General features: G+C 58.9%; 24 protein-coding genes, 2 tRNA genes and 2 pseudogenes. 11 read left to right on the top strand and 17 right to left on the bottom strand.

Translation table 11 applies throughout. The annotated features are described in order from the left end of the window. Nucleotides 1-42: 42 nt before the first annotated feature. Nucleotides 43-116: transfer RNA gene (locus tag G3A56_RS01950), tRNA-Gly, on the bottom strand. A gap of 25 nt (nucleotides 117-141) precedes the next feature. Beyond that, a tRNA-Tyr gene (locus tag G3A56_RS01945) sits at nucleotides 142-226 on the bottom strand. A gap of 210 nt (nucleotides 227-436) precedes the next feature. On the opposite strand from G3A56_RS01945, the gene rlmB reads away from it, so the two are divergent. From rlmB to G3A56_RS01920, 5 genes are all read left to right on the top strand, one after another. After that, nucleotides 437-1,324 (top strand): 23S rRNA (guanosine(2251)-2'-O)-methyltransferase RlmB, encoded by an 888-nt coding sequence (rlmB, locus tag G3A56_RS01940; RefSeq protein WP_082182576.1) that lies wholly within the window; start codon nucleotides 437-439, stop codon nucleotides 1,322-1,324. Nucleotides 1,325-1,400: 76 nt separating this feature from the next. Continuing rightward, entirely contained in the window at nucleotides 1,401-1,793 is a 393-nt protein-coding gene (locus G3A56_RS01935) for an acyl-CoA thioesterase (RefSeq protein WP_082182577.1), read from the top strand. 6 nt (nucleotides 1,794-1,799) lie between these two features. Further along, the gene (locus G3A56_RS01930) at nucleotides 1,800-2,393 is read left to right on the top strand and encodes a hypothetical protein (protein WP_035224010.1); all 594 of its coding nucleotides are present in this window, start codon (nucleotides 1,800-1,802) and stop codon (nucleotides 2,391-2,393) included. 69 nt (nucleotides 2,394-2,462) lie between these two features. After that, nucleotides 2,463-2,864 (top strand): DUF2946 family protein, encoded by a 402-nt coding sequence (locus G3A56_RS01925; protein WP_082182578.1) that lies wholly within the window; start codon nucleotides 2,463-2,465, stop codon nucleotides 2,862-2,864. A gap of 46 nt (nucleotides 2,865-2,910) precedes the next feature. Continuing rightward, on the top strand, nucleotides 2,911-4,275 hold the full coding sequence (locus tag G3A56_RS01920) for a PepSY-associated TM helix domain-containing protein (RefSeq protein ID WP_082182579.1): 1,365 nt from the start codon (nucleotides 2,911-2,913) through the stop codon (nucleotides 4,273-4,275). Between the two features lie 66 nt (nucleotides 4,276-4,341). Here the strand turns inward: G3A56_RS01920 and G3A56_RS01915 are convergent, their stop codons facing one another. Next, nucleotides 4,342-4,818: a nuclear transport factor 2 family protein gene (locus G3A56_RS01915; protein ID WP_082182580.1), complete on the bottom strand. Its 477-nt coding sequence runs from the start codon at nucleotides 4,816-4,818 to the stop codon at nucleotides 4,342-4,344. Between the two features lie 12 nt (nucleotides 4,819-4,830). Beyond that, nucleotides 4,831-5,442 carry an NAD(P)-dependent oxidoreductase gene (locus G3A56_RS01910; RefSeq protein WP_082182581.1) on the bottom strand — a complete coding sequence of 204 codons (612 nt, stop codon included), beginning with the start codon at nucleotides 5,440-5,442 and terminating at the stop codon, nucleotides 4,831-4,833. A 153-nt stretch (nucleotides 5,443-5,595) separates the two neighbouring features. On the opposite strand from G3A56_RS01910, the gene G3A56_RS01905 reads away from it, so the two are divergent. Continuing rightward, the gene (locus G3A56_RS01905; protein ID WP_035224000.1) at nucleotides 5,596-5,979 is read left to right on the top strand and encodes a winged helix-turn-helix transcriptional regulator; all 384 of its coding nucleotides are present in this window, start codon (nucleotides 5,596-5,598) and stop codon (nucleotides 5,977-5,979) included. Between the two features lie 37 nt (nucleotides 5,980-6,016). Here the strand turns inward: G3A56_RS01905 and G3A56_RS01900 are convergent, their stop codons facing one another. Continuing rightward, a complete protein-coding gene (locus tag G3A56_RS01900) occupies nucleotides 6,017-6,478 on the bottom strand; it encodes a GNAT family N-acetyltransferase (protein WP_246231076.1) in 462 nt (153 codons plus the stop codon). A 46-nt stretch (nucleotides 6,479-6,524) separates the two neighbouring features. Beyond that, on the bottom strand, nucleotides 6,525-6,878 hold the full coding sequence (locus G3A56_RS01895; protein ID WP_003495099.1) for a DMT family protein: 354 nt from the start codon (nucleotides 6,876-6,878) through the stop codon (nucleotides 6,525-6,527). A 258-nt stretch (nucleotides 6,879-7,136) separates the two neighbouring features. Between G3A56_RS01895 and uvrB the strand changes: the two genes are divergently transcribed. Beyond that, nucleotides 7,137-10,088, top strand: coding sequence for an excinuclease ABC subunit UvrB (gene uvrB, locus G3A56_RS01890; protein ID WP_082182583.1), 2,952 nt, complete (start codon nucleotides 7,137-7,139; stop codon nucleotides 10,086-10,088). Between the two features lie 82 nt (nucleotides 10,089-10,170). Here uvrB and G3A56_RS01885 read toward each other — a convergent pair whose 3' ends face one another. Beyond that, nucleotides 10,171-10,770 (bottom strand): hypothetical protein, encoded by a 600-nt coding sequence (locus G3A56_RS01885; protein WP_137067550.1) that lies wholly within the window; start codon nucleotides 10,768-10,770, stop codon nucleotides 10,171-10,173. Between the two features lie 190 nt (nucleotides 10,771-10,960). Here G3A56_RS01885 and G3A56_RS01880 point away from each other — a divergent pair, with 190 nt between their 5' ends. Then, nucleotides 10,961-11,929, top strand: a complete 969-nt coding sequence (locus G3A56_RS01880) for an alpha/beta hydrolase (protein WP_082182584.1) — start codon at nucleotides 10,961-10,963, stop codon at nucleotides 11,927-11,929. Nucleotides 11,930-11,941: 12 nt separating this feature from the next. Here the strand turns inward: G3A56_RS01880 and G3A56_RS01875 are convergent. Beyond that, nucleotides 11,942-12,375, bottom strand: a pseudogene (locus G3A56_RS01875) (DUF1801 domain-containing protein). A gap of 141 nt (nucleotides 12,376-12,516) precedes the next feature. Here G3A56_RS01875 and G3A56_RS01870 point away from each other — a divergent pair. Continuing rightward, the gene (locus G3A56_RS01870) at nucleotides 12,517-12,972 is read left to right on the top strand and encodes a PRC-barrel domain-containing protein (RefSeq protein WP_003495090.1); all 456 of its coding nucleotides are present in this window, start codon (nucleotides 12,517-12,519) and stop codon (nucleotides 12,970-12,972) included. Between the two features lie 157 nt (nucleotides 12,973-13,129). Beyond that, nucleotides 13,130-13,741, top strand: a complete 612-nt coding sequence (locus tag G3A56_RS01865; RefSeq protein WP_035242298.1) for a DUF922 domain-containing Zn-dependent protease — start codon at nucleotides 13,130-13,132, stop codon at nucleotides 13,739-13,741. A 19-nt stretch (nucleotides 13,742-13,760) separates the two neighbouring features. On the opposite strand, the gene G3A56_RS01860 is transcribed toward G3A56_RS01865, so the two are convergent. Continuing rightward, the gene (locus G3A56_RS01860) at nucleotides 13,761-14,363 is read right to left on the bottom strand and encodes a J domain-containing protein (protein WP_003495086.1); all 603 of its coding nucleotides are present in this window, start codon (nucleotides 14,361-14,363) and stop codon (nucleotides 13,761-13,763) included. Nucleotides 14,364-14,759: 396 nt separating this feature from the next. Here G3A56_RS01860 and G3A56_RS01855 point away from each other — a divergent pair, with 396 nt between their 5' ends. Further along, nucleotides 14,760-15,113 (top strand): nuclear transport factor 2 family protein, encoded by a 354-nt coding sequence (locus G3A56_RS01855; protein ID WP_003495084.1) that lies wholly within the window; start codon nucleotides 14,760-14,762, stop codon nucleotides 15,111-15,113. Between the two features lie 294 nt (nucleotides 15,114-15,407). Here the strand turns inward: G3A56_RS01855 and G3A56_RS01850 are convergent, their stop codons facing one another. The 8 genes and pseudogenes from G3A56_RS01850 to G3A56_RS01815 all read right to left on the bottom strand — a co-directional run bounded on the left by G3A56_RS01850 (nucleotide 15,408) and on the right by G3A56_RS01815 (nucleotide 22,749). Continuing rightward, nucleotides 15,408-15,737 carry a hypothetical protein gene (locus G3A56_RS01850; RefSeq protein ID WP_164056086.1) on the bottom strand — a complete coding sequence of 110 codons (330 nt, stop codon included), beginning with the start codon at nucleotides 15,735-15,737 and terminating at the stop codon, nucleotides 15,408-15,410. After that, nucleotides 15,721-16,173 carry a hypothetical protein gene (locus tag G3A56_RS01845; protein WP_164056085.1) on the bottom strand — a complete coding sequence of 151 codons (453 nt, stop codon included), beginning with the start codon at nucleotides 16,171-16,173 and terminating at the stop codon, nucleotides 15,721-15,723. Before G3A56_RS01845 ends, G3A56_RS01850 begins: the two co-directional genes overlap by 17 nt. A 147-nt stretch (nucleotides 16,174-16,320) precedes the next feature. Further along, nucleotides 16,321-16,578 carry a hypothetical protein gene (locus G3A56_RS01840; protein ID WP_246231074.1) on the bottom strand — a complete coding sequence of 86 codons (258 nt, stop codon included), beginning with the start codon at nucleotides 16,576-16,578 and terminating at the stop codon, nucleotides 16,321-16,323. Between the two features lie 338 nt (nucleotides 16,579-16,916). Beyond that, nucleotides 16,917-17,654, bottom strand: a pseudogene (locus tag G3A56_RS01835) (N-acetylmuramidase domain-containing protein); the annotation flags it as partial. A 34-nt stretch (nucleotides 17,655-17,688) separates the two neighbouring features. Beyond that, nucleotides 17,689-18,063 (bottom strand): hypothetical protein, encoded by a 375-nt coding sequence (locus G3A56_RS01830; RefSeq protein ID WP_164056083.1) that lies wholly within the window; start codon nucleotides 18,061-18,063, stop codon nucleotides 17,689-17,691. After that, on the bottom strand, nucleotides 18,060-19,706 hold the full coding sequence (locus G3A56_RS28685; RefSeq protein WP_246231072.1) for a fusion protein: 1,647 nt from the start codon (nucleotides 19,704-19,706) through the stop codon (nucleotides 18,060-18,062). The genes G3A56_RS01830 and G3A56_RS28685 overlap by 4 nt, the downstream gene beginning before the upstream one ends. Continuing rightward, nucleotides 19,699-19,932, bottom strand: coding sequence for a hypothetical protein (locus tag G3A56_RS01820; protein WP_164056082.1), 234 nt, complete (start codon nucleotides 19,930-19,932; stop codon nucleotides 19,699-19,701). Before G3A56_RS01820 ends, G3A56_RS28685 begins: the two co-directional genes overlap by 8 nt. Before the next feature lie 3 nt (nucleotides 19,933-19,935). Then, nucleotides 19,936-22,749 carry a phage tail protein gene (locus G3A56_RS01815; protein WP_164056081.1) on the bottom strand — a complete coding sequence of 938 codons (2,814 nt, stop codon included), beginning with the start codon at nucleotides 22,747-22,749 and terminating at the stop codon, nucleotides 19,936-19,938. Nucleotide 22,750 lies beyond the last annotated feature (1 nt).

Genomic DNA, 22,750 nt, shown 5'->3' with positions numbered 1-22,750 from the left:
TATTGGGTGAAAAATATGCCGGAAAGCACTGGAAAATAAGGCTGGAGCGGGTAGCGGGAATCGAACCCGCGTATTCAGCTTGGAAGGCTGCTGCTCTACCATTGAGCTATACCCGCGGTGGTGATTTCGATCCATGCAGAATGGTGGAGGGAGTTGGATTTGAACCAACGTAGGCGTAGCCAACGGATTTACAGTCCGTCCCCTTTAACCACTCGGGCATCCCTCCAGCTTTCTGCTAGGATCGAGCGACCAAGCTCTTTAAGATTTCGCTGCGGCGAAGCGCCGTTGCGTCGTCTGTGGCGCGTATATGACGGCCTCGTTCGTTTCTGTCAACACGCCCTTTCACGAATTTTCGGGAAAAAATTCAAACATCTTTACCGCCCTGTGGATTATCGCGGGGGCTGGTGCGCGCCTCTTTGCGGAGATATAAGGCGCCATGAGCAAAGACGATCCCAACAACAAATCCACCCGCGACACGCATTACGCCACCTTGCGCCGTGCCGTGCGCGATGCCAAACGCGAGCGGGGCGAAATTCCAACCCCGCAGCAGCCGAAGCGCAGGAACCGCGGTGCGGATGACTGGAAGCCGCCGCAGCTGGCACCCGATCAGGTCCATCTTTACGGTCTTCATACCGTGCGCGCGGCGCTTGCCAATCCCGAGCGGCAACTCATCAAGCTGTCCGTGACCCAGAACGCCCTTGCGCGTCTGGATATCGGCGAGGCGGATGCCCAGCCCTTCCCGGTCGAGATGGTTTCACCGCAGGATATCGACAAGGTCCTCGGCCCCGAGGCGATCCATCAGGGCGTGATGCTGGAAACGAAGCCGCTGCCGGTCAAAAAGCTCAACGCCTTGAAGGACAGCCCGCTCATCCTCGTGCTCGATCAGGTGACCGATCCGCACAATGTCGGCGCCATCATGCGCTCGGCAGTCGCCTTCAATGCCGGCGCCGTCATCACCACCATGCGCCACAGCCCGACCGAGTCAGGCGTCCTGGCGAAATCCGCCTCCGGCGCGCTGGAACTCATCCCCTATATCCAGGTCACCAATCTGGCCGATGCGCTGGGTGAGCTGCACAAGCTCGGCTTCTTTTCCGTCGGCCTGGATTCGGAAGGCCCCGCCCCCATCGAGCAGACTTTCAGCGGCGAAAAGATCGCGCTGATACTGGGAGCCGAAGGCAAGGGACTGCGCCAGAAGACCCGCGAAACCGTCTCCGCGCTCGCGCGTCTCGATATGCCGGGCGAGATCAAATCGCTCAACGTGTCGAATGCGGCGGCCATCGCCCTTTACGCAACGCAGCAATTTCTGGGCAAAGCCTCGTCCTGAGGCTTTCCCTTCCTTGCGAAATCACAAAGCGCAACGCATGCTGCGCCTTTGACATTCGCAAGGAGCAAATCCCGACATGACCGACCTGCCCATCAAACCGACCGGCGAGCTGACGCTGCGAACGCTCGCCATGCCGGCAGACGCCAATCCGGCCGGTGATATTTTCGGTGGCTGGGTCATGTCCCAGATGGACTTGGCGAGCGGCATCCGTGCGGCGGAACGCTCCCGCTGTCGCGTCGTCACGGCCGCGGTCAAGGAAATGGCCTTCGAACTACCGGTGAAGATTGGCGACACGCTGTCGATCTATACCGATATCGCCCGTGTCGGCCGCACCTCGATTACATTGACGGTCGAGGCTTGGGCGCAGCGGTCACGTTACGACAAGCTGGAAAAGGTCACTGCCGGCACCTTCATCATGGTGGCGATGGACGAAAATGGGCAGCCGACGCCCATTCCTTCGGCGGAGTAAGGCGCCATGGAGGCCGCCGTCAACGCTGCGGAAGCCTATTCGCACATCCGTGCCGTCATGGGCATGGTGGTCGGCCTCAGCCTCGCCCGCCTTTTGACCGGCCTTGCCGGTTTCGTCCAGCATCCCAAGAAGGAGCGCATCTATCCCCTGCATATCGGCTGGGTAGCATTCCTCTTTCTGATGCTGGTGCATTTCTGGTGGTGGGAACACCGGCTTTCCGCCACCGGCCACGTTCTCGGCTTCGGCGCTTTCCTCTTCCTCATCCTGTTTTGCTCGCTGTTCTATTTCCTCTGCGTGCTGCTGTTTCCGACGGAGATGAAGGAATATAAGGGATATGAGGATTATTTCTTTTCGCGGAAAAGCTGGTTCTTCGCCTTTCTGGCAGCACTTTTTATTACGGATGTCGGCGACACGCTGCTGAAGGGACAGGACTATCTCTCCTCCCTCGGTGCCGAATATCTCATCCGTACAGCCATTTACGTCATTCTGTTCACGCTGGCGGTTTTCATCGACAATCGCCGCTTTCACAGGTTTCTTGTGGTTTTCGCGCTGATCTACCAGATCGCCTGGATTTTCCGCACCTACGACCTGCTGGCCTGAAGAAAGACTTCGCCACTCTCGTCATTGTGTCGCGGTGACAATTCGCCGCAAATATGACATTTCGATTCCATGGGGTTTATTCGCAGGATCATGCAGGACAGGAGTTCGGCTGGCGCCATCGCCACGCTGGCGGTTTTGCTTTTCCTTTTGCAGGGTCTCGCCAATGGCCTGACCAGCGGCAATATGGCGATGGCCGCGCTTGCCGCGGATGAGATCATCTGTTCCAGCCATATGCCTGAAGGCGGCGGCAAGCAGGACCCCGCCAGCAAGATTGCCGCGGACTGCTGCGGCACGCTCTGCCGTCTCGCCTCGGCCACGATCGCCACTCTTCCAGTCACGCCCGTCGAACGGGCGGACAAGATCACGCCGACGGACGAAGTCGCTTTTGTGAACTTCGACGCGGCTTTGCCGCCATCACCACCCAATCGGGAATCGCGCCCGCGCGCGCCGCCTTCCGCTCCGCAAAACTGAGACCTTCCCGGCTCGCCGGAAAATCAATCTTCTTGCGGAGACATTCATGTCCGTTACGACCTCTTTCGAGGGCGAGCGCGCACCTGCGCATTCCTCGTCTGTCAATCTTTACCGCGCCGTATGGCGCTGGCACTTCTATGCCGGCCTCTTCGTCCTGCCTTTCATGATATCGCTCGCCGTCACCGGCGCGCTCTATCTGTTTCGCGACGAAATCGACAATCTCATTCATTCGGATCTGAAGCGCACAGAGGTGGTGCAGGACGCCCCCAAAGCATTGCCTTCTGAGATCGTGGCGGCAGCCCTCGCAGCCGTTCCAGGCACGGCAGTCAAATATACGACACCTGCCGATCCGGGCGCTTCAACGGAAATCACCGTCAATACGGCAGATGGGAAACGCGCCGTCTACGTCAACCCCTATACGGCGCAGGTAACCGGCTCCCTGCCGGATCGCGGCACCGTCATGTGGACGATCCGTTACCTGCACAGCCTGAAATATTTCGGCACCTACACCCGTTATCTCATCGAGATCGCCGCCGGCTGGTCCATCCTCCTTGTCGCCACCGGCATCTATCTCTGGTGGCCACGCAAGCAGACGGGTGGCGTCGTCACAGTGCGCGGCACGCCCAGAAAACGGGTGTTCTGGCGCGATATCCATGCCGTCACCGGCATTTTTGTCGGCTTTTTCATCGTCTTCCTCGCCGTTACCGGCATGCCCTGGTCGGGCGTCTGGGGTGCGAAGGTGAATGAATGGGCAAATGGCAGCAATTTCGGATATCCGGCGGGGGTGCGCACCGATGTTCCCATGTCGGGCGACCATCTCGATCACGTGGCAAAAACGAGCTGGTCGCTGGAACAGGCAAAAATTCCGGAATCGACGGCCGCTGCCGAAAGCCGACCGATCGGAATAGATGAGGCAATCGCCCGTTTCGACGGACTTGGCCTTGCCCCCGGTTATGCGGTGGCGCTTCCGGGAAAACCGACAGGGGTCTATAGCGGCTCGATTTATCCGGACGATCTGGCGCAACAGCGCGTCGTCCATCTCGATCAATATAGCGGCGAACCGCTGATCGACATGAGCTATGCCGATTACGGCCCGCTCGGCAAGGCGCTGGAATGGGGCATCAACGTGCATCTGGGCCAGCAATATGGCCTCGCCAATCAGATCGTACTCGTGATGGCCTGTATCGGCATCGTCCTGCTTGCCGTATCCGCCGGCATCATGTGGTGGAAGCGCCGTCCGAAAGGTTCACTCGGCGTGCCGCCTTTGCCGCAGGAAAAACGCGTCCTGCGTGGCCTGATCGCTCTACTCGCCATCGGCGGCATCCTGTTTCCGCTGGTGGGCGCGAGCCTGCTGGCAATGCTGGCGCTGGATATGGCCGTTCAGGCACGCCAGAGGCGACGCGCGCTCTGAAAAGACAAACCGGCCGGGAGCAATCCCGGCCGGTTTCATGCTTTTGGCCAGAGGGCGTAAGCCGCCTCAGAACATCGTATTGTTGTTCGCCGCCTTTTCCGGAACCTCCTGGATCACGTCCCAGTGCTCGGTGATCTTGCCGTCGGTCACGCGGAAAATATCAACGATGGCCCTGCCGCGATCACTTTCATTTTCCGTCGAATGGATATGCAGATAGACCAGATCGCCATCCGTGGCGCTGCGAACGATCCGCGCTTTCGACTGCGGATTCTCCTTGAAGAAGCCGGTAAAGTAGTTGACGAACGGCGCCTTGCCGTCCGGTACCATGGGGTTGTGCTGCTTGTAGCTGTCGACGAGGACCGCGGCGCCCTTGTCCACCTCATGCTTGTTGAAGACCGTGTCGTAAAACTCGACTACCAGTTTGCGATTGGCTTCTTCCTGCGCGAAATCCCGCGTTGCGGTTTGCGCCAGAACGGGCGCGGCCATCAAGGCGGGCACGAGGGCGAAAGCGGCGATGGCAAGACGGCGTGTTACGAAATTCATGGGCGATACCTCTCAATAACCGACGGTGAAACGCTGGCGGGAATGCTGCGGCTTCTCGATTTCATCGACGAGCGCGATGGCATAGTCTTCGAAGGAAATACGGCTGCCTTCGTCATTGCTGAGGAGGCTATCCTTGCCGAGACGGAATTTGCCGGTTCTCTCACCCGGGACGAATTCGGCTGACGGCGACAGGAAGGTCCAGTCGAGCTGCTTTTCCTGCTTCAGAATATCCAGAAACTCCGCGCCCTTGGTGGCCTCGGCCTTGTAGGCGGCCGGGAAATCCGGCAGGTCGACCACGCGCTGACCCGGTGCGATTTCGAGACTGCCAGCCCCGCCGACCACGAGATAACGCTGAACGCCGGATGCGCGCACGGCCTCGATCAACGTCGCCGGATCGCTGGCGGTGAAGTGCACCGAGCTGATCACGGCATCGTGACCCTTCAGCAGCTCCGAAAGCCCCGCCTGATCGAAGACATCACCCTTCTTTGCTACCACATTCGGCAGGCTGGCGATCTTTTCGGGACTACGGGCAATCGCCGTCACCTGATGTCCACGGTCGGAAAGTTCCTTCAGAATGCGGGACCCGGCATTGCCGGAAGCACCGATGAGCGCGATTTTAGCCATGGCTTCTTTCCTCTTGTCACTATCGTTACCGGTCTAGATTATAGACCGCGAACAAGAGCTATGGTATCGCAACCGTAGCCGCAAGAAGTCAGCGGCGGCTGATCTGGTCACATGGCGATGACCTGCAAGGGTAAAAGGGCAAGGGGTAAGGACATGGCGGATACGCAGACGAAAGAAGTTTTTGCCTTCGATCAGCCCTGCCCCATCCGCGACGTGCTGGACCGGATCGGCGATCAATGGAGCCTTTTGGTTCTGGAAGCCCTGCAGGGTGGCGTGCTGCGCTTCAACGAGCTGAACCGCAGGATCGACGATATTTCCAAGCAGATGTTGTCGCGCACCCTGAAGCGGCTGGAAGAAGACGGCTTCATCCGCCGCACGCTTTATGCCGAAGTGCCGCCGCGGGTGGAATATGAACTCACCAATCTCGGCCGTTCATTCCTGGTGCCGATGCAGTTGCTGGTGCAATGGGCCGATGAAAACCACGTCCGCATCTGCAGGGCGCGTCAGCAATATTCCGAAAACGACAATCGCAGCTGAGCTGCCGGCTGGCAGGACGTCGGCTCGCAGACGATGACTAGCCCAGCCGATAGACCTTGCAGACCAGCCCTTCCGGCTGGCGATAGGTGGTGAAGCCCATCGCTTCATAATAGCCCTGCCCGAGCGGGTTGTCGGCGCCGATGCTGGCGTCGATGTTTTTCAGGCCGCGATCTTCCGCCGCCTTGCGCGTGGCGGCAAAGAGGGCGGATCCCACGCCTCTTCGGGCCGCCTGCGGGCTCACATGAGTACCGATAATGCCCCAGCCTTCCGCCACGCCGTAGGGATTGTCAGCCCATGCGTAACGCAGCGACTGAAACCCCAGAATGCGCCCGTCCTCATCCTCGGCAACCACGCATTCGATACGGTCCGCGTGTTCGATGTAATTCTCCAGCACGGTCGCAACGTCTGTCGGCGCTTTTCGAAGGCCGGCCGCGAATATCTCGTTCTGAACCGCCGCCATTCCGGCAGCATCATCAACGCTTGCATGGCGTATTTTCATCGATGGATCACCTTCTCTGTTGTGCCTGGTCTTGGCGGTTGCCGTTTCAGGACCGGAAAATGAAGGACGCGCCGAAAGCGATCAGCGCAAAACCGATCACATGGTTGATCGTGATGCTCTCCTTCAGCCAGAAGATCGAAAACAGCGCGAAGACCGCAAGCGTGATGACCTCCTGAATGGTCTTGAGCTGCGCGGTGGAATAGACTTCCGAGCCGATGCGGTTCGCGGGCACGGCGAGCATATATTCGAAGAAGGCAATGCCCCAGCTTGCGATGATCGCAAGGAAGAGCGCACTGCCCTTGTGCTTGAGATGCCCGTACCAGGCGAAAGTCATGAAAACATTGGAGGCGACGAGCATCAGGACAGGCCAGATGTGGGCAGGGCTGATCGAAAACGGCATGATGGGTCCTGGGATATGAAGGAAGGGATATCATAAAAGGCAGTTTGAAAACGCAACCATCATTCCGCCCGCATGGATTTGCTCTAGCGCATCGGCGCGAAAACCGGAATCGATTTTCGACAGGTTTCGGTAAAGCTGCATTCAGCCGCTACGCAACGCATCCGCCTTAATTTTGTTCCGCATGCCTGTTTCCTTTTTGTACTCATTTTTTCGCGGCCTCCCCTTCCCTTTGCGCGTGACTCCCTCCATATTTCGCGCATGGCCAGATCACCGAAAAAACCTTCGCCCTCGAACTCCGGCTTCGAGGAAGCCCCGCAATCGTCGTTCGAAGGCGCGCCGCTCAGCGGCAGCGTCGCCGACTGGGTGAAGCAGCTTGAGGCGGAGGCAGAGGCGGGCTCGGTGGAAACCCAGCGCGAAATCGCCTCGAAAGCGGGTAAGCACCGCAAGAAGATCGAGATCGAAGCCCGCAAGGAAGCGGAAAAGGCGGCCTCGAAGACAGCGAAGAACACCACCGCGTCCAAGACTTCCCGTGGCGTTTCCATCGGCGCGTCGAGCGATCCGAAAACCCGGGCCGCCGCCGGTCTCAATCCGGTCGCGGGCATGGACGTGTCGCTGGAGGAGGCCGCCAATCTCGCGCCGGGCGCCGTCACCGCAACGGTGGATGCGCTGTCGAAGCTGATCGAGAGCGGCAATCCGCTGTTCAAGGACGGCAAGCTCTGGACGCCGCACCGCCCGGCCCGGCCGCCGAAATCGGAAGGCGGCGTCGCTATCCGCATGGCCTCCGACTACCAGCCCGCCGGCGACCAGCCGACTGCCATTGCCGACCTGGTGGAAGGCATCGATTCCGGCGAGCGCAGCCAGGTGCTGCTCGGCGTCACCGGCTCCGGCAAGACCTTCACCATGGCCAAGGTGATCGAAGCCACGCAGCGCCCCGCCGTCATCCTCGCCCCCAACAAGACGCTGGCCGCGCAGCTCTATTCGGAGTTCAAGAACTTCTTCCCCGACAATGCGGTGGAATATTTCGTCTCCTATTACGATTATTACCAGCCGGAAGCCTATGTGCCGCGCTCCGACACCTTCATCGAGAAGGAATCCTCGATCAACGAGCAGATCGACCGGATGCGCCACTCCGCCACCCGCTCGCTGCTGGAACGCGACGACTGCATCATCGTCGCTTCGGTGTCGTGCATCTACGGTATCGGTTCGGTGGAAACCTACACCGCCATGACCTTCCAGATGCAGGTGGGCGACCGGCTGGACCAACGCCAGCTTCTGGCCGACCTCGTGGCCCAGCAATACAAGCGCCGCGACATGGATTTCCAGCGCGGTTCGTTCCGTGTGCGCGGCGATACCATCGAAATCTTCCCCGCCCACCTTGAAGATGCCGCCTGGCGCATCTCGATGTTCGGCGACGAGATCGATTCCATCACCGAATTCGACCCGCTGACCGGCCAAAAAACCGGCGACCTGCAATCCGTCAAGATCTATGCCAATTCGCACTATGTCACCCCGCGCCCGACGCTGAACGGCGCGATCAAGTCGATCAAGGAAGAGCTGAAGGTCCGTCTCGCCGAACTGGAAAAGGCAGGACGCCTGCTGGAAGCTCAGCGACTCGAACAGCGCACCCGCTACGATATCGAGATGCTGGAGGCGACCGGCTCCTGCGCCGGTATCGAAAACTATTCGCGTTATCTCACCGGCCGTAACCCGGGCGAACCGCCGCCGACTTTGTTCGAATATATCCCCGACAACGCCCTGCTGTTCATCGACGAAAGCCACGTCTCCGTCAGCCAGATCGGCGGCATGTATCGCGGCGACTTCAGGCGCAAGGCGACGCTGGCCGAATATGGCTTCCGCCTGCCTTCCTGCATGGATAACCGGCCGCTGCGTTTCGAGGAATGGGACGCGATGCGCCCGCTGACGGTCGCGGTTTCGGCCACTCCCGGCTCGTGGGAGATGGAACAGGCCGGCGGCGTCTTTGCCGAACAGGTCATCCGCCCGACCGGCCTTATCGATCCGCCGGTGGAGGTGCGTTCCGCCCGCAGCCAGGTGGACGATGTTCTCGGCGAAATCCGCGAGACCGCCGCCAAGGGTTATCGCACGCTCTGCACCGTGCTGACCAAGCGCATGGCCGAGGACCTGACCGAATATCTGCATGAACAGGGCGTCCGCGTGCGTTACATGCACTCGGATATCGATACGCTGGAGCGCATCGAGATCATCCGCGATCTGCGCCTCGGCGCTTTCGACGTGCTTGTCGGCATCAACCTTCTGCGCGAGGGCCTCGATATTCCCGAATGCGGTTTCGTCGCCATCCTCGATGCCGACAAGGAAGGCTTCCTGCGCTCGGAAACCTCGCTGATCCAGACCATCGGCCGCGCCGCCCGTAACGTCGACGGCAAGGTCATCCTCTATGCCGACAACATTACCGGCTCGATGAAGCGGGCGATGGAGGAAACCTCCCGCCGCCGCGAAAAGCAGATGGCCTATAATGCCGAACACGGCATCACGCCGGAATCGGTCAAGGCAAAGATCTCTGATATTCTTGATTCAGTTTATGAGCGGGACCACGTAAGGGCCGATATATCAGGTGCTTCCGGCAAGGGCTTCGCCGATGGCGGCCATCTGGTCGGCAACAATTTGCAGGCCCATCTCAACGCGCTGGAAAAATCCATGCGCGATGCCGCAGCCGATCTCGACTTCGAAAAGGCCGCCCGCCTGCGCGACGAAATCAAGCGCCTCAAGGCCGCCGAACTCGCCACAATGGATGACCCGATGGCGAAGGAAGAGGCCCGCGCCGTTGAAGGCGGCGGAAAAAACAACAGACGCAGCCACTTGTCGATCTCCCCTGAGGGGGAGACATCCGCCAGGACAGAGACCGCCACAGGTGAAAAATCCCTCTTCGCCAAACCGGCACTGGACGAAATGGGTCCCGGTTCGGACGCGGGCAAGCCCCTGTTCCGCAAGAACACGCTGGACGAGATGACCGTGGGCAGGACCGAAAAACCCGTGCGTGGCGAAGTTCCCGGCAAGCCCGAGACAGAGGCCGGCAAACGTTTCTCACCGCTCATGGAAGGTCAGCCGGAACGTGCGACCGATGATCCCCGCCCTCTCGTGCGCGGCAAGATCGGCGCGGGTTCCTATGAGGATCCCGGCGAACAGAAGCGCAAAAGCCGCACCAAGGGCAAGACGGGCCGGCCGGGGCGCTGACGCCCTCCCGGCGATATTCAGTCCCAGATATGTATATTGCGAAAAACATGGCCGGAGCACTCACGCGCTCCGGCAACGGCGATCAGCTTTCGCACTGTCTGATCCGCGCCGCGACCTGGCCCGCACCAAACACTTTCGTCAGATCCGCATCCACGGTCATGGCAATGTAGTCTTCATTTTCCGCAGGCTTGATGTAAGTCGAGAAATAGACCGGGCCGGTCGGGAGAACGCCTGTGACACAGGCCCGCAATATCTCGATCTCAGTACTCCCCCTGATGCGCGGCCCCTCGATGCGGGAGAGGCGCACCTTCTCCTGCAATGCTGCAAGCCGTGAAACCTCTTCAGGCTTTATTCTCCACACGCTTGTGGCGGTCCCCGCCCGCTTTTCCGCGTGGAACTGCGCGCGGGCAGCGGCGTCCTTATCCTCGATCAACGCAAATGTCTCGACAGTCTCGCCCTTTACGCCGTCTGTAACGCTGCGAATAATCATCACCGCATCACCGGAACCCAACGACAGATGGGCAGGAAGGTGCAACCCTACACGCACATGCTCGAAATTCATCGTCAGAAAGTCGAGCCGCATCAGCTTGGGAATACTCGAGATGGGCGTGGTCATGCAGCCGGTAAGGAAAAAAAGTAAAATAAGCGATCGTGTGAAACGCGATAACATCAATGGCACCATGTTCTAAATCCGAAATTATCAAATGTGCGCAATGGCCTTGGCGGGAACAATCCTTTCCGGACCTGACACCGTCATACCGGTCCGCAGATGTCAGGGAGTGACATTGCAGCAGTGTTACGTCTTCCGGAACTCACGGTTCCCTTGAACGTTGACCGCCCTTATGGAATGGCAAGCAGCAAGGAGACACGGCATGCATCTCAGAAATCTGGCCCTCTCATACCTTTTCCTCTCCTGCACCCCGAGCTTTGCCGGCCAGATCGAGGACGCCACGTTCCACAGTGCGGCCCTGAATGCGCCGCTCCCCGTCAACATCTACCGCCCGGATGGCGCTCCCCCGGAAAACGGCTGGCCGGTGCTCTATCTGCTGCATGGCCATGATGGCGACCAGAACAGCTGGCGCGATCTCGGCAATATCGAAAAGACGCTGGACACGCTGATTGCCGCTGGCGCCATCCGTCCGCTGGTGGTCGTCATGCCCGGCGTTAAAAACAGCTGGTATGTGGATTCCGCCGCCGTCGGCGGTCCCGGCGACTACGAGACTGCTTTGACCGGCGATCTGCGCCATCAGATGGAAAAAACGCTGCCGGTGCGGAAAGACCGCGAAGGACGCGCCATTGCCGGACTTTCCATGGGCGGTTTCGGTGCGTTGCATCTGGCCTATGGCCACGAGGACCTCTATGGCGCAGTGGCCAGCCTGTCCGGCGCAATCTGGCAGAACGTGCCCGCCTCTGATCTAGACAAGACCCCCGCCGAACTGAAGCTCATTCAGGATAGCGCCTTCTTCCACCGCATCGACCGCACCACCGTCACCAGCGGCATCGTGCTGCCCTCCACCGGCGATCACTTCTCCGGTGCCTTCGGCACGCCCTTCGACGCAAGACTTTTCAACGAAAAAAACGTCTTCACGCTCGTCGCACAGCACGTCGCCGAAAGCCAGGATTTGCCTGCCACCTATCTGACGGTCGGCGACGACGATGGTTTCTTCCTCTGGCGCGGCGCCATCGCCCTGCACGAAACGCTCCAGGCCGATGACCGCAAATCGGAGTTGCGGATCACCGATGGCGATCATGTCTGGTCCGTCTGGAAGGTTTCGATCATCGACGCACTGAAGTTCATCGATAGCGAATGGGACAAGGCAACGGACATCGCGAAGGATTGACCACCTTCTGGACTATTCAGCCTGGCTCTTCGCCCGCTTCTTCCCGGCTTTTCCGGCAAGGTTCAATGCGGCGGCCGAGCGGATCAGCGCCATAAGCGCCCCCCGTCGATCTCATCTCCCTCGTGAAAGTCGATGGCGCGCCGCGTATTGCCCTCAAGGCTCGAATTGAAAAGACCGGCCGGGTCCTCGAGAGAGGCACCCTTGGCAAACGTCATTTTCACGGCGCTCTTGTAGGTTTCGCCGGTGCAGATGATGCCGGCATGCTCCCAGACGGGCACACCGCGCCATTTCACCTCCTCCGTCACATCCGGATCGGCCTTCCTGATCAGCGCTCTGATGTGGGCGAGCGTTTCGCCCCGCCAGTCGCCAAGCTCCGCGATCTTCCGGTCGATGAGAACCGATGGTGCGGTCTCTTCCGCGTCCCTGCTGATCGTATTTTTTGCCATAACGTCCTCCCCGTTTCCGCGTGCCAGTGCTCCCTATACCAGCATAAACCAAATTTTCCTGTCGTCCCATGCGGAACCAAATTCCCGCTCCACCGTTTCTTCCCCGAACGCAAGGTTCAGCATACAAAGGGAAGAAACATCATGAAAATCAAGGTCATCGCTCTCGCTGCCGCAGCAGCGCTCACGTCTTCCGTGGCATTTGCCCAGACGGCTGCCACCGCCCCTGCTGCCGGCGCCGATGCCACTTTGTCCGGCCCGGGTATCACCATGGGCACCAAGGCCAACGGCCCGCTGAAATTCGTCAATGTCCAGAAGACCGACCTCACCGCCTCCCAGCTCGACGGTCTGGATATCTATAACGCCCAGAATGAAAATATCGGCGAAATCGAGGATGTCGTGATCGGCGACGGCAAATCTGTGATCGGCCTGGTTGCAAGCGTTGGCGGCTTCCTCGGCATCGACAAGAGCTATGTGGTGCTCGACCCGGCTTCCGTCGCGGTTCACAACGACAACGGCACCTGGAAGGCCTATGTCGACACAACCAAGGAAGCGCTGCAGAACGCGCCCAAGCTCGACTACGACAAGCTGGACGACTGATACCCCTGCAGTCGCAAGCTTGACCCCCGCGATCCGTCGCGGGGGTTTTTCGTGCGGGGAATTTCCGCGCAGTTTCCGGTAATCCTTCTCTCGCTGCGCTTGCCTAGCAGCCCGGCTCGCGCCTATCTTCGGCGCGCAAAACACCAAGGATCGATGCGTGCCCGCCAAAACTCTCTCTTCCCTCACCATCAGCGCTGTGGCGATATTGCTGAGTGCCCTTCCGCTGTCAGCACAGACAGCCGACTGGAAGCCCGCAGAGCAGATTAAAACCTATGCGATCAGCGGCGATACGGGCGGTGCCCTTTACCAGTCCATCGGCGAACGCGGCCCGACAGCCGGCGTGCAGGCCATCGCCCACACCACCTTCAAGCTGACATGGCGGCGGGACTACCGCCCGCAGCCGGACGGCGCCTGCGTGCTGGCAACGGCACGGCCCAATCTCACCATCATCTATACCTGGCCGAAAGCCCCGGCCAGATTGCCGCAGGCTGTCGCCGCCAGCTGGAAAACCTTCATTTCCGGCGTGGAAACCCATGAGCGTGTGCATGGCGAACACATTCTCGATATGGTGAGAAAGATCGAGGCCTTCAGCACCGGCCTCAGAGCGGAAAACGACCCGAAATGTCAGAAGGTCCGCGTCGTTCTGCAGCAGCGGCTGGGCGAGCTTTCCAACGAGCAGCGCCAGCGCGGGCGCGATTTTGACCGGGACGAGCTTTCCCCGGGCGGCCGGGTGCACCAGCTCATTCTGGCTCTCGTCAACGGTCCCTGAAGAGGCTCGGCGACAACGCCTACTCCGCCGCCTCGCCTTTCAGCAAGGGTTCGGAGAGCGATATGCTTTCCAGTTCGTAGGAATAGCCTTCCAGCATCGTATAGGCCTGCTCGATGGCCTCGATCTGGGCTTCCGCATTGCGGATGGCTTCGGCAATGGACTGGCTGCGGGCACGCAGCATGGAGCTCAGCACATCGGTCTCCGGCTTCCTGCCCAGCCGGTCCATGTGTTTACGCACCCGTGTGCGGTGGCGTTCCAGCTCGAGAATATGGAAACGGCTCTTCAGAATATCGTCGGTCAGCTTGCGGCGCATGGCGGCCACGGGGTCGAAGCTGCCGGGCTCGCGCTCGTCCAGAATGAACTCGTTGACCAGCGTTTCAAGCATCAGCAGGCCCTTCAGGTCCTTGGCATCGGCAAGCTGCGGATCGTAGCCGGTATCATCGAATACCTTGCGGCGCACCGGATCCTTCAAAAGCTCGTAGGCCGTTTGCAGGCGTGCGAACTGCTCGCCATCACCGCCGCTGTCGGGATGGGCAGCCTTGGCAACCTTCCGGTAGGCCGACTTGATCGCCGCCTCGTCGGCATCGCGCTCCACGCCAAGCAAAACATAAGGATCGATCACAAAAACACCTTCAAACGCAACATGTTACCCGCGTGCCTTACACCATCCTCGTGCGCCGCACGGGCGGATCATAGGCCAAATCCACCCTCACGACACCCCGCCCCGACCCTTAAACCGGCAAAGCACACACAAAAGCCTTGCCATATGCCGCGTCGCGACCAGCGGAAGAGCCCTTGATACCGAAATTTGTCGGACCCAAGGCGACTATAATCACAGGCGGGACAAAATTGTGGAAAGCGGCGGCAAAACATGCCGCCCATCGCGAACCAACCCTGCCGCAACCGCTCCTGAAACAGCACTGCCAGGGACGTAACCGGCACGTTTTCAGGGGGTTATGGTGGAACGTCATCAACAGGTGTAAGCTTGGCTTTTGGATCTGAAGGGAGGAATGATCCGATGCCGCAAACCATTACCCAGACCGTCACGGACTATGTGCATGCCATGGCCTATGCGGATGAAGGCCTGATGCGTGACGTGTTCGATCCGCGCGCCAACATCGTCGGTACTTACGAAGGCGAAACCGAATGGCTGTCGCTGGAAGATTTCGTCGACCAGATGCGAAAAAGCGAACGCGGCCTCCCCGATCACGACCCCACCTTCGAAATCCTTGGAATCGACAAGGAGGGCGACAGCGCCTCCGTGAAGCTGACGACCCGTTTCGACGGCATGGATTTTTACGAATATCTGTCGTTGCTGGAACGCGAGGGCAACTGGTCGATCGTCCACAAGCTCTATCACATCAAGCCATAGGCATTGACGAAAGACACGCTAAAAAAAACGGATGGGGTAAGGACAAGCCTTTAAAAATACTGGTGCCCCCGACAAGGTTCGAACTCGTGACCCCCTGATTACAAATCCCATCGCATAATCAAGGATTTCAGGTGGGTGGCACCCCATGGGCTGTAAAATGAAGCCCATAAACGCCCAGTGTTTCCAGTTATGTCAACATCGAATTGTAAAATGAAATCCACAGAAAACGGCGCTTGTGGATAACCCGTTGACTCCCTCCCCGCCTATCCCATAATCAGCACCAGCGCTGGGCGCTCACGGCCTTCTGGCAATCTCTCGATGTATCCTGAGTTCTTCGCGAATGCGGTCCATCTCGGCTGCTACGTGAGCCAAAGACTTCCCCGAAGCCTTCATCGTATCGTTCAGGTCGATAACGGCCTCTGTATGCGCCTCCAGCGCTTTTGTCGCATTATTCAGAGCAGTCGGGTCAACGATGACGGCGGCGACCTGCGCGGCAGCATGACGCTTTTGCGGCGATACATTCTCACCAGACGAAAGCCCAAAATGCCTGACCGCAAAAATCACAGCAAGCGTGATGGCAAACACAACCAGCGCCAGCGGAGGAAGGTCAGCCAATTTTTCCATTGCGTGCTTCCCCTTGGTCATGCGCCGCTCGGTGGATGTTGATCAGCTCTCCAATGGCGAAGAGCGGATAGATGGCAATCCACGTACTGATGACTCCGGAAGATGCAAAAGCGTATGCTATGCCTGACCAGATCATGCACCCGGCTGCTGCCGAAAACTGCCTTATCTGTGGAGTAACGTTTCTTTTCGCGCCGTTGATGACGAGGCCGACAATCCGTAAACAACCGACGACGAACATAATCCAGCCAAGGAACGTCTCGGACGGCACGAGGTCGTTAAACCCCACGAATGCCGGTTGATTGAAGGTCTGCGATGGAAGGAGGAGAACCCACCCGAAGGCGATGAGATGCCCAGCCATGAACCATTCCATCATGCGTGGGCCGAAGCGGTGCTGGATCCGCACCCACATTCCCGTGCCCTGATATCCACTTTCCATTGTCGCTCCCGCCGTCATTTCCGGCAGGCAGCGTCTTGGTTGCACTGGCGATTGTTGGAGTAGATTGCGGGACCGGCTGTTTCATCTTGTGATGCCAGACGCGCCGCCTGTGGGTCCGAGAACTTAACGAAGCTGTAGCCAGCCCCATTAGTCGCAGGTGCTGTCTGGCAAGCCGCTATCGCGCATGAAAACAAGGCAACGGTCGCGATCCGACATGTTGCGGAAAGAGGCATTGTTCTTCTCCAGTTGATTGATGCGATCGAGCGCTTCCTTGGCAGCCTCAATCTGGGTTTGTGAGCGACCTTCGCGCTTTCCCAGCCAGTAGGAGCCAGAAGCCAACAGAACGGCGCAGAGGAGGCCAGCAGCAGCGATTTTCAGCCAGTTGGGGGTGAGTGCCCAGATCATGCCTGTTCCACCGTCTGTTTGCTCTTCCACCAGCCGTAGACGCCCCAGATCGTGAGACCTAGACCGATGGCGCCCGAAACGGCCAGCATCCCGTTCGCAATGGTGTTCGCCAGATCCGAGTTGATGCCGGTGACGTAGGTTGCGAGTTCGGCAATCTGGTCGCGCGCAGCGGTGACCAAGGCAAGCGGGCCGAAGTTGCGCGCTGCGTTCTTCACTTCCGGCACCTGCGCGATCCCTAGGTTTCCCGGCTTCTCATCTGCGGACACCTGAAACTCTTTCAGCTTGCGCATGGTCTGCGGACCGGCAACGCCGTCGATCGTCAGAGAGTTTTCATCCTGAAAGCTGCGTAGCGCACGATCAGTGGCAGGCCCAAAGTCACCATCGGCAGGAACGGAATGGCCGGCGCGCGTGAGAAGCACCTGAATTTCGCGAACACCTGCCCCCTTGGAGCCGAGACGAAGCATCCCCGTCGCACCAGATGCGACCGGTTCTTTCCTCGCATAGCGCTCATAGGCGGCGGCCATTTTCGTGTCGTAGGCATTCTTCTTGTAGGCCGGACCGTTATAGCCTCGAGCAAACCCCGCCCAATCCTTCCGGCTCAAAGCGCCAAGGAGATTGTTCGTCTTGATGAAGCGAACCATCAAATCGACCTGGCCCTCTACGCCGCTGCGGGCAGCTTCGAACAGATCGATGACAGTTGGATAGCCGAGTGCCTTCCAGTGGCTCCCCATGACCTGCCCAACGCCGAAGGACGTGCTTTCAAGGGCTGCCTGCTTGTCGATCGTCATTGCGCGCCCAAGAAGCTGCCAGCGGGCTTTCTGCGATGCCGGGTTCTTCACTCCACCGACGTTCGGGGATGCAAGACCGAGACGCCGCGCTTCCTCACGACGAGACGCCGTCACCAGCCGGTCGAAGTAATGGCCTTCGAAACGGATGATCGGCATTTCCTTGCCGTCGATATCCGCAAAAACAACGCCGTTGCTCTCGACCTCGACAACAGCCTTCAGCGCCGCCGGGTCAATACCGTGCACGCTCGCAACTCGCTCGATCGAGCGCGCGACATCAGCCTTCAACATGAGGCTTCTCCTGATTGTGGTTATGGGTGCCGGGTTACGCTACCGGCCAAGCGATGGGGGCGATCTCGCCAAGGAACTGTTCGACGGTAGGCTGAGGCCGCTGGCCTGCCTGCACCTTGGCCAATTCGCCATAAGCATAGAACCAGACGTTATCGCGCCACGCGACAAAGGCCTGCGCCTCTGCAGCCCACTTCGGCTTTGTCGACCCGATGTAGGATGCCAGCGTCACGCCGTCGCGGAACTGCTTCTCACGGGCAGTTTCATCGACAAGGTTCTGAATGGCGTTTTCGTAATCGGTGATGGTGGGGACGGTCGGCGGGATGGACTGCTGACGTTCTTCAATTTCTGCCGTGGTCATGGGCCGCTCGATGACTTCGCCTGTTTCCGCATCAAGGATCTGAATTTTCATCCTCGTATCCCTTCGAAGAAGAAGCTGCCATAAGCGAACAAGGATGCGGCAGATACGATTCTAATTGCGTTTCTTGCGGTTGTTCCTGGCAGTTCTGATGACAAGGTTCTAAGCGTGTCATCACCCGTCCTGAACGACTGAAGGACAACAGCTCTTGCTCTTCTGGACTTATTAAAGCCGAATAAACTAGCGGTACTTCCAGCCTGTCCGTTTCCTAGGAGTATTCCAGCAAATGACCCAACCCCACCACTGACGGTCCCTGACGATCCAACATCAGATACCTTGTAAGTGTAGTCAGCCGTTGAGGTAAGAAATGTAGAGCCATTATCAGTAGAGACTTGCACAATGGCGTAGTCCGTTCCTGAGAGAGAGAAATCACTCGATATCTTTATAATTCTGAACGCTGAAAGGTTGTTTACTATGCCCGATGTTTGACCGGTCAGATCAAGGGATCCAATAGGCTCCCATCCACCCAACAACTGATTGGCTTGCGCAGGCGTTAAGTCCTCAACGTTGCCGGTTCCGGCCGTCAGCCGCCCCTTAATCGCAGGCGCGGCGAGCTGAGACAACAGTGCATTGCCGACAACGTTGTTTGGCGCCTTCTTGAGAAGCTTGCCTGTCGCATCGGCAAAGACAGCCAAGTCATTGACCGCAACGCCACCGGCAGGCCCAACAACGTCACCCGTTCCCGTTCCATCCGTTCCCTTGCGGGCCAGCAGCCGCCAGTAGGCGTTGCTCTCGGCAGGCAGAACTGGTGGCGCGTTCCCCGTGGTCGGCTGGAGCGCAATCCACGTCGAGCCACTATTGAGAACAATATCGTTCGTCGCGTAGGCCGTCGCTCCACTATAGGCGCCGCGGTCAACCACGCCCGGAGTGCCAGAGCGAGCGAATAGAAGCCACTGCGTGTTCTCTGTAGTCGGCAGTGTCGGCGGCGCATTGCCGGTGGTCTCCACCTTGGCGATCCACGTCGATCCCTCATACTGAACGATATCGCGGATCGCGTAGGTCGTGCCTGCGCTGTAGTTGCCGCGCTGATTGACGCCAGCTGGGCCAACCGTGCCGGTGATGTAATAGGGCACGCTCCAGTCGCCAGAAGTCGCGGACTCCTTGATGTAGACGGCGGAGCGACCGTCGCCAATATCGGCCACCAGCACGCGGAAGTCAGCTGCGGCGGTATCGTAAGCGGCACGACCAGCCAAATCGGCAACAGCCTCATCGAACTGCACGCCGTCCTTCAGCTCAGACTTTTTGACTGTTCCGAATACACCCGGCCCGATACCGATCGGAATGTCATCCGTGCCGACCGAGATTTCAGATAGGCTGTCGAGGTTGCCATTTGACAACGACGCCAGCAGCCGGCGCATAGCTTCGACTGCGGCAATCGTTGGCGAGGTCAGCTCGATCTTGTATGGTGCATCTGTCTGAGCCGGACCGGGCCAATCATCAGCAAGCAGCAGCTCAGTGTCGCTGATGATCTGCTCGATCACGATCGGGCGGCCGACGTGAATGCCAAACTTGTCTCCAACCTTGATCGGGGTCAGACCAGCAACTTCCGTCAGCCAGCCTGTGTCCGTGCCGGTGACAGTGCGAGAGCCGACAGCAACGGTAGCCGTACCGTCGCCATACCATGTGGTGTTAGCCATTATTCGGATGCTCCGTTACCGTTATGGCGGGATCGCTGTCGCCTTTCGCAAGGCGTAGATCGGCTTCAAGGCCGTTGATCTTGTCGAGAAGGGCTTTGTTTTCCTGCTTCTGCATCACGAGATGCTGCCCGAGCAGCAAAGTCCGTTGCTTCAGGAACTCTTCGCGCACTTCTGCTTCCTGCAGCGCGACGAGCGCGTCAACCTGCATCTGATTTCCGGCTGTCATGGATTACCTCTTGAGGACCATTGCAATGATCTTGTTCGACTTGAACTTTAGGGACGATCCACCCTGAAGCTGAAGCCTGTAGGTGGTCTGCGTTCGGCCAGAGGGAGGGTTATGTACGGCCATCCAACTGATAGGATTCGATCCACCGCTTCCCTGCAGCGCCTCAAGGCCGGCGTTGCCTGTTTGGTCGCGAATGACGAACGACCACACTCTTGGGGTTCCACCGACATCGTCCAGCACATAGCTCTGACCAGTGACAAGTATCCTTGGGGAGCCTGCGCCATGGTTTATGGTTACATCGAGGTTGTAAAAGCTAGATCCATCGGATGTGATGTCACCCATCGTTGCGGTCTCGACGACTGTGATCGCCCCAGGATCGATATTCGAAGTGCCGACAGTCAGTGTGCCAATGTAGGCGCTCGAAATGTCGACATTGCCCAAGACGCTTGAAAATGCCGAAAGCGTATTGGCCCTGATGTCGTTCGCGTAGAGCACGCCGCCAGTCACAGTGAAAGGCTGCTTGATCACACTGCCGTCGTCACTGGCGACAACAAATTGTCCGGCCTGGACAATCACGCGTGTCGGCAGTGCCGGATTGGCGGGGACATCCAACAGCAATGATGCTGCGCGATATGCGCCGTCATTGACAGCGGCCGTCACGCCATACCGCGCTGCGTATCCTGATGGAGCGGCGATGGCAGCCCATGCGACATTGACGAACGCCGAACTGCCTCCCAGTGCCGCCGTGAGCGTTTCGACCTTGCCCGCGACGGCCATGGTCTCGTTCACAGCAAGCTGGATATCCTCTCGATATTCGGCACGGGCCGCACCAAGCTCAACGGACAGTTCTCTGGCGAGCTTCCGCGTGTCTTTGTACGCGACCGTCGCCAGTTCCATCTGCGAGGCGATGAGGCCATCGATGGCATCCTGTGCGGTTCTGGTGCTGTTGCGGAGCCATCCGAGCGCTTCTTCAATGTTTGACAGATCGATCTCTGCAAACACCGTCTGATTGCCGGTGATGTTGGCCGAAGTAATCCAAGCCGTGAATGTCTTAAACCTGTCTGGCACCGTCCTGATCGTGGCTCGAGCGTTGTAAAACACACCCGAAATCACATCCTTTGAGGTCTGGTAAACGCCAGCCTCCGGGTCTTTGCAGACGTCGGTATAGACAGTCGTCTGGCCGCTGATCCGGTATTCGAAGATGACTTCGACAATCGACGGGTCTTGCGGGGGATCCCAGGTGAACCGGAGAACCGGCGTCTGGAAACCTTCAGCACCTTCGATCATCCCGGTTTCGACCGTGAAGTTCTGAACGGTCGTGAGGATCGAGGGGTTTATCGGTGGCGTCGGCGGGATGACCACCGGGCCCGGATCAATGCCGCCGTCATCGTAGATGTCAGCGCTGGTCTCCGACAGCTTCAGAGTGATGTTGAAGCTCTCGTCGCAAATCCACTCCGAGATCATCCATGTGCGGCCATTCCAGACGATCCACTCGCCTTCCTGAACCTTCAGGCCAACGCGGAGGCTGACAGGCAAAGCAGCCGTGCCGCCCATGCGGTTCTGGCGGTACCGGATCGTCAGGAGGTATTGGGCGATATCCGGGTCCGTGACCTGAAGGAAATCGTTGCTGGTCTGCCGGTTGCGGCCATCCGCTGCCACGTCAGCATTCGAATAGACCGGCTTTAGGCTCTGCGGGTTCCAATTATCATCGATCGAAAGGAACTGACCGGAGAGATGGTTATACCGTTCGAAAGCAGACTTCTTGAACTGGTACTCGCTATCCCGACCGATATCGAGATCGTCTTTGGTGATTTCGAGAACCGGGATTTGCGGTGCGCCAGCAATCACGCCAGAGAGGCCACGACGGTTCAGGCCGTAGCCTGCCATCGCGTCCTCAAACTCTTTCAGCACTTCTGTGTGGTCGTCGGCGCCATTGACCCACAGGCCACACTCATAGGTCGGCTTTCCGGCCTTGATGGTGTCACACACGTTCATGGCGACGAAATAGGTCGATAGGTCCAACTGGCCGAGAGACTTACCCTCACCAATCAGCGTGCGTCCGGAGTTCATCGCCCGAAGGCCGAGCTGATAGTTCAGGCGATGCACAGCCGGGTTGCGCGTGAACACCCACGTCGAGGCATCGTTGATGCGCTGCGGGCCAGAGCCGCCGGCAACCGTCGAATCCTTGCGTGGGTCATACTCTCGCAGACCACGCATGACGAATTCGAACTCGGGCTTGCCCTTCTCGAAAAGCGCACTGTCATAAAGGCGCTCGACCACGACATAGCAGAGGCCCGCATTGACGCTTGTGCTTTTCCAGACGTTGCCAAGAGTTGCTGTGTCCGCGACTAGCTTTGCGTCGACCGGCTGACCGGGGCGACCGTCGTAGAACCGGATCGATATCTTGTCGCTGAACCCGTCGACACGGTAGTGAGCAGCTTCCCCGCCTACGTTGCCAACCTGGATCAGCGCGCGGCGCTCACCGTATACGAAGCAATAATCGAACAGGCCATCGCACCAGCCATTGGCCAGCACAAAAACTTCGCCGTTGAACTTATTCCCCTGTCCCCACTTCGCATAATAAGAGCGCTGACCCTTTGTCTTGCCGTGACCAAACAGGGTTTCAACATCAACATCCCCGCCGTACTTGGTTTCGCCCTGTACGGCAGAATATGTCCGCTTCTTCGGACGTTTTAGATAGCTGAACGCAAGGCTAGCGCCGAACGCAAGTGCTCCGCTGATCAGGGTCGCAGCCAGCACAGAGCCGCCGAACAGCGCACCAGCTATGGCGCCGCCGATCAGTGAAAAAATTGCCATT

This window comes from Rhizobium oryzihabitans (genome assembly GCF_010669145.1).
GTDB lineage: Bacteria > Pseudomonadota > Alphaproteobacteria > Rhizobiales > Rhizobiaceae > Agrobacterium > Agrobacterium oryzihabitans.
This window is presented reverse-complemented; position numbering and strand designations above follow the sequence as displayed.